This is a genomic window from uncultured Rikenella sp. (assembly GCF_947628055.1).
GTDB lineage: Bacteria > Bacteroidota > Bacteroidia > Bacteroidales > Rikenellaceae > Rikenella.
The window spans coordinates 1-5,379 of the sequence record NZ_CANQYJ010000135.1; the positions used below are offsets into that span (position 1 = coordinate 1).

Below are 5,379 nucleotides of genomic sequence, written 5' to 3' on the forward strand. Positions count from 1 at the left end.
TGCGCTACTCCTTAGGCTCCGCAGTCCTCTTGCATTGCGTTTTCTTTGGGGCGTGGCAATAGCGGGCATAAAGCGTTGTTTACCTAAGTGCCCGCTATTGCTCACACCCCCAAAAGATCAAAGACAAGGGTACCCGACAGGCTCAAGAGATGCGAAGCATCTCAGAAAGTTTGGCTGCGCCTTCCTCCTGGCGCCTCGGCCATTCGAGCAAGCTCGATGGCTCTCGCCTGCTGCGTCGGTTTTTTGGTTCTCGCTAACTGCGTTGCGCTTGTTTTGCCTCCGGCTTCCTCGCGCTACCTCGGCAGAGGCCGCTTGCGGACTATGCCGAGATAACGCGAGGAAAACGAGCGGAGCGAAGTTAAAGAGAACTGTTCACTCCCGAACACGTACAATAAAATTTACGTTTAAGACTTAAGTTCCTGCGTTTACAGGCGGCCTAAGCAACCAAGCGAAAAGGGAAAGCCCTCCGACAACAAAAGCCACAAGCGGGACAAACCCCAAAGCGCCGGAAATTTTGTTACTTTGTCATTTCCTTATGAACCGACCGAACAAATATCCGCCACTGAACCTGCCCGCCGCCGATCTGCGGCTGCGCAACAGCGGCCCGCGGCCGGAAGTCTGGGACACCTTGCGCCGCAAATGGCTCGTGCTCACCCCCGAGGAATGGGTGCGGCAGCACTTTATCCGCTTTCTCACCGGCACATACGGCATCGACCCTTTCCGGATCGTGCAGGAACAACAACTCCGCATCGACGGCTTTTCCCTGCGGGCCGACATCGTCGTCTACTCCCGACAGGCCGAGCCGCAGCTGATCGTCGAATGCAAAGCCGCCGGCGTGGCCATCACACAAGAAGTTTTCAACCAAGTGGCACACTACAATATACAGCTCGGCGTTCCTTATCTGGTGGTGACCAACGGTTTGCAACACTACTGCTGCGAGATCGACCACGAAGCGCGCAGCTACCGCTTTATCCACGAAATCCCGCAACTCTGACTCTTTATGGTTGTACATATGCAAATCGAGTCGCTCACCAAATCATTCGGCGAGCGTGTACTGTTCGAGAATATCTCTTTCGGAATCAATGAAGGTCAGCGCATCGGACTGATCGCCGCCAACGGCACCGGAAAGACCACCCTGCTCAACATCATCGCCGGACGGATGGATTACGACAGTGGCCAAGTGGTTTTCCGCCGCGATCTGACCGTAGGTTACTTGGAACAAGACCCGCAGTTCCCGGCCGGACTGACCGTGCTGGAAGCCTGTTTCCACGGACAAAACGAAGTGGTGCAGGCCATCGCGCGATACGAACAGGCTTTGGCACGGAACGACACCTCGGCCATGGACAAGTTATTCGCCCGGATGGAAGCACTCGGCGCCTGGGACTTTGAACAGCGCGCCAAACAAATCCTCACCCGGCTGAACATCGCCGACCTCGGACAAAAAGTCGAGACCCTGTCGGGCGGACAGCTCAAGCGAGTGGCGCTGGCAGCGGCATTGATCGTGGAACCGGATTTGCTTATTCTCGACGAACCCACGAACCACCTCGACATGGAGATGACCGAGTGGCTCGAAGAATATCTTGCGGGGCAGCGGATGAGCCTGCTGATGGTGACCCACGACCGCTACTTCCTCGACCGCGTCTGCAACGAGATCATCGAGATCGACGACAAGCGGATTTACAGTTACAAAGGCAATTACAGCTATTACCTCGAAAAACGGCAGGAGCGGATCGACGCGGCGGACGCCACGGTGGCGCGGATGAAAAACCTGTATCGCAGAGAGCTGGAGTGGATCAGGCGCACCCCGTCGGCTCGGTCGGGGAAAGCGAAATACCGGATCGACGCGTTCCGGGACATCAAAGAGAAGGCCCATGCGCGGCGTAGCGAGGGAACGGTGCAGTTGGACGTGCAGCAGACGTACATCGGCAAGAAAATCTTCGAGGTGGAACACCTCGGCAAACGGTTCGGGGAGCGCGTGATTCTGAGCGATTTCAGCTATCTGTTCTCCCGGTACGAGAAGATGGGGATCGTGGGGAACAACGGGACGGGAAAATCCACTTTTATCAAGATGCTCCTGGGGCTGGAACCGCCCGACAGCGGGACGGTCGACATCGGCGAGACGGTGCGATTCGGCTATTACAGCCAGCAGGGGCTGGAATTCGACCCGGGGGCGCGGGTGATCGACATCATCACGGCTATTTCTGAACATATCACCCTGAGCGACGGCAAGCAGATTAGCGCATCGCAGTTATTGACGCGGTTTCTCTTCTCGCCGCAGTCGCAATACGATTATGTGTCGAAGTTGAGCGGAGGGGAGCGGCGGCGGCTCTACCTCTGCACGATTCTGATGGCGAATCCGAATTTCTTAGTGCTGGACGAGCCGACCAATGATTTGGACATTCAGACGCTCAATGTGTTGGAGGAATATTTAACGGCTTTTTCGGGCTGTCTGATCGTCGTGTCGCACGACCGTTATTTTATGGATAAGGTGGCGGATCATTTGCTGGTGTTCGAGGGGGGCGGAAAGGTCAAGGATTTCCCGGGAAATTATACGGACTACCGCGAATGGCGCAAAGAGCAGGAGGCGCTGGCGGCGGCACAGGCTGTACCGGCTCCGAAAGCGGCCTCTCTTGTGGCGGAAAAACCGAGGGAACGGGTTAAGGGCAAACTGTCATTCAAGGAAAAACGGGAATTCGAGCTGCTCGAGGCCGAGATTCCGGAACTGGAGGCTGAGAAAGCGGCTTTGGAGCTGGAAATGAGCAGTGGCAGGCTGTCCACGGAGGAACTGATCGCCAAGTCGGAACGCATCGCGACGTTGATCGAGGAAATCGATGCCAAATCCATGCGCTGGCTCGAACTTTCGGAACTGTAATCCGGTCGTTTATTCGTACTTGTGCCGTGTGGGACTGTTCTTTCTTTGAAAAGAAAGGCCCCATAGGGGCTTTCCGGGCTGTAATTACCTGTAATTATTACCCGACTCCTTAGGCTCCGCAGTCCTTTGGCATTGCGTTTTCTTTGGGCCGGAGCAATAGACCGCTCTGTCATATCCTTAGTTCGGCCTCGTGCCCACCCCCTAAGGCCGAACAAACTCCCGGTTCGAGTGCCGAGCTGTAACTACCCTTTCTTGGCCGGAGCCAGCAGAGGCCCGGTGCCGCTTACACGTAAAACAGAACTGCACCCGACGGCCCAAACGGCAAAACCCTTGGTACGTTTTTTGCGTTTCGATGCCTGTAAAAACAGAGCAGGCATGAAAGAACTACTCACCGTCATAGCCGCCATTTCCATCATTCTCGGCATCCTCGGCGTCTTAATCGTCCTTGCCGACATTCGCAACGGCCATCGCCAGCGCATGCCCGTTATGGAAACCGTCTGGCCCCTCACCGCCCTGTGGGGCAGCTGGGCCGGCGTTCTCATCTATTTCCGTTTCGGCCGTCAGCACCGTCCATCGCCGACCGACGAATTGATGAACATGGATATGCGCCCGCAAAGAGCCGTGCCTCCGCCTTCAGAAGAAATGCCCGGCATGAGCGACATGAAAAGAACGCCCGGGAGCACCGACAACATAAACACGGCACGACCGGAATGGATCAGCGTTCTGCACTCGACCCTCCACTGCGGCGCAGGATGCGTGCTGGCCGACCTGCTTTGCGAACTACTCTTCCTGTTTGCCCCCATAACCATCGCCGGGAGTACCATAGCCGGCCTGTGGACATTGGAATATATCCTGGCACTGATCCTCGGCATAGGATTCCAGTACGCCGCCATGCAGCAGATGCACCGCAGCCCCGTCGGTCCGACCGTCAAACGCGCCTTGAAAGCCGACTTCCTATCGCTGACCGCCTGGCAAGCCGGAATGTACGGCTGGATGGCACTGACCCTGTTCGTTTTCTTTCCCGACGGCCTGGGGCGGGACACCTGGACATTCTGGTTCATGATGCAGCTGGCCATGTTCACCGGACTGGCGGTTTCCTATCCCGTCAACCGGTGGCTGCTCCGCATCGGCCTCAAGCACGCCATGTAAAAGCGAAACACGGTCTTGAAAAAAGTATTATATTTGCCTACCGTTAATTTTATCACAGCCCTACTATAACAGATACAGACTTCCATGAGCACCGACGCCGCACACACAAACGCAAAAAGGCTTCCCGAACGGACCATCGAACGCCTGAGCGAATACCGGCGCATGCTGCTCGAATGCCTGAAACAGGGACGCACCCACATCTACTCGCACGAACTGGCCTCGATGCACGGGATTACCGCGGTACAGGTGCGGCGCGACCTGATGCTGATCGGTTTCAGCAGCGACACCAAGAAAGGGTACGACGTGGAAGTGCTGATCGACTTTATCGGAACCATAATCGACAGTCCGGACGGACTGAACGTCGGGATCATCGGGATGGGAAATCTGGCGCAGGCCGTGACGCACTATTTCAACGGGAAACGCTCCAAACTCCGGATCACCGCCGCTTTCGACGTCGACCCGCACAAAGTGGGGAAGACCGTAGCCGGCGTACCGTGCTACCATATGGATACGTTCGTGGAGACCGCTTTGCAGCATGACATACGCGCGATTATCCTGACCTCGCCGTCGTCGGTGGCGGCGGAAATGGTCGAACCGATCACCCGGGCAGGGGTGCGGGGGGTGCTGAATTTCACCTCCACGCCGCTCAACTTTCCCGACGACATCTATGTCGAGGATTACGACATCATTACCCTGCTCGAGAAGGTGGCTTACTTTTCCAAGGACAACAACCTCGTTCCGACAGCCGCCGACGAATAACCCCCTTCCTTTTCTGCATGCAAATACATTACGGATTCGACCATTTGCCCCGTTTCCGGCAGACCGCCGTCGCCGTGGGATCGTTCGACGGCGTGCACCGGGGGCACCGGCTGCTGATCGAACAGCTCAACACGGTTGCGCATAACGACCTGGGGCCGGACGGAGAATCCGTGGTCGTGACTTTCGATCCCCACCCGCGGACTGTGCTCAAGGGCGAGAATCGACTGCTCAGCACCCTTCCGGAAAAACTCGAATTGCTGGCGGAGACGGATGTCGATCACGTGGTGGTGGCGCACTTTACACCGGAATTCAGCCGGATCGACAGCGAAACTTTCACCCGGGACTACCTCAAAGGGCTGCTCAAGGCCGAGACCGTGCTTTCGGGCGAGGGGCACCATTTCGGCCACAACCGCTCGGGTTCGGCCGAACTGCTCGAACGCGGCGGCATACGAACGGCCCGTCTCGGCCGGTATGAGAATATCAGTTCGACCTCCATCCGCGCGGCGATCGAGACGGGAGATATGGCGGCGGCGGCTTATATGCTGGGGGGGCCTTACCTGGTCGTGACCGAACTGCCTCACGATCCGACCAAACTGCTG

5 protein-coding genes are annotated in these 5,379 nt (G+C 57.0%); all 5 read left to right on the forward strand.

Annotated elements, in window-relative coordinates:
• Positions 1-535 precede the first annotated feature (535 nt).
• On the forward strand, positions 536-994 hold the full coding sequence (locus Q0Z93_RS09580; protein ID WP_298064965.1) for a type I restriction enzyme HsdR N-terminal domain-containing protein: 459 nt from the start codon (positions 536-538) through the stop codon (positions 992-994).
• A 6-nt stretch (positions 995-1,000) separates the two neighbouring features.
• A complete protein-coding gene (locus Q0Z93_RS09585; protein WP_298064967.1) occupies positions 1,001-2,872 on the forward strand; it encodes an ABC-F family ATP-binding cassette domain-containing protein in 1,872 nt (623 codons plus the stop codon).
• A gap of 375 nt (positions 2,873-3,247) precedes the next feature.
• A complete protein-coding gene (locus Q0Z93_RS09590) occupies positions 3,248-4,021 on the forward strand; it encodes a DUF4396 domain-containing protein (RefSeq protein ID WP_298064968.1) in 774 nt (257 codons plus the stop codon).
• 84 nt (positions 4,022-4,105) lie between these two features.
• Positions 4,106-4,780 (forward strand): redox-sensing transcriptional repressor Rex, encoded by a 675-nt coding sequence (locus Q0Z93_RS09595; RefSeq protein ID WP_298064970.1) that lies wholly within the window; start codon positions 4,106-4,108, stop codon positions 4,778-4,780.
• A gap of 17 nt (positions 4,781-4,797) precedes the next feature.
• A partial coding sequence (locus tag Q0Z93_RS09600) for an FAD synthetase family protein (RefSeq protein ID WP_298064973.1) occupies positions 4,798-5,379 on the forward strand: 582 nt, incomplete at its 3' end.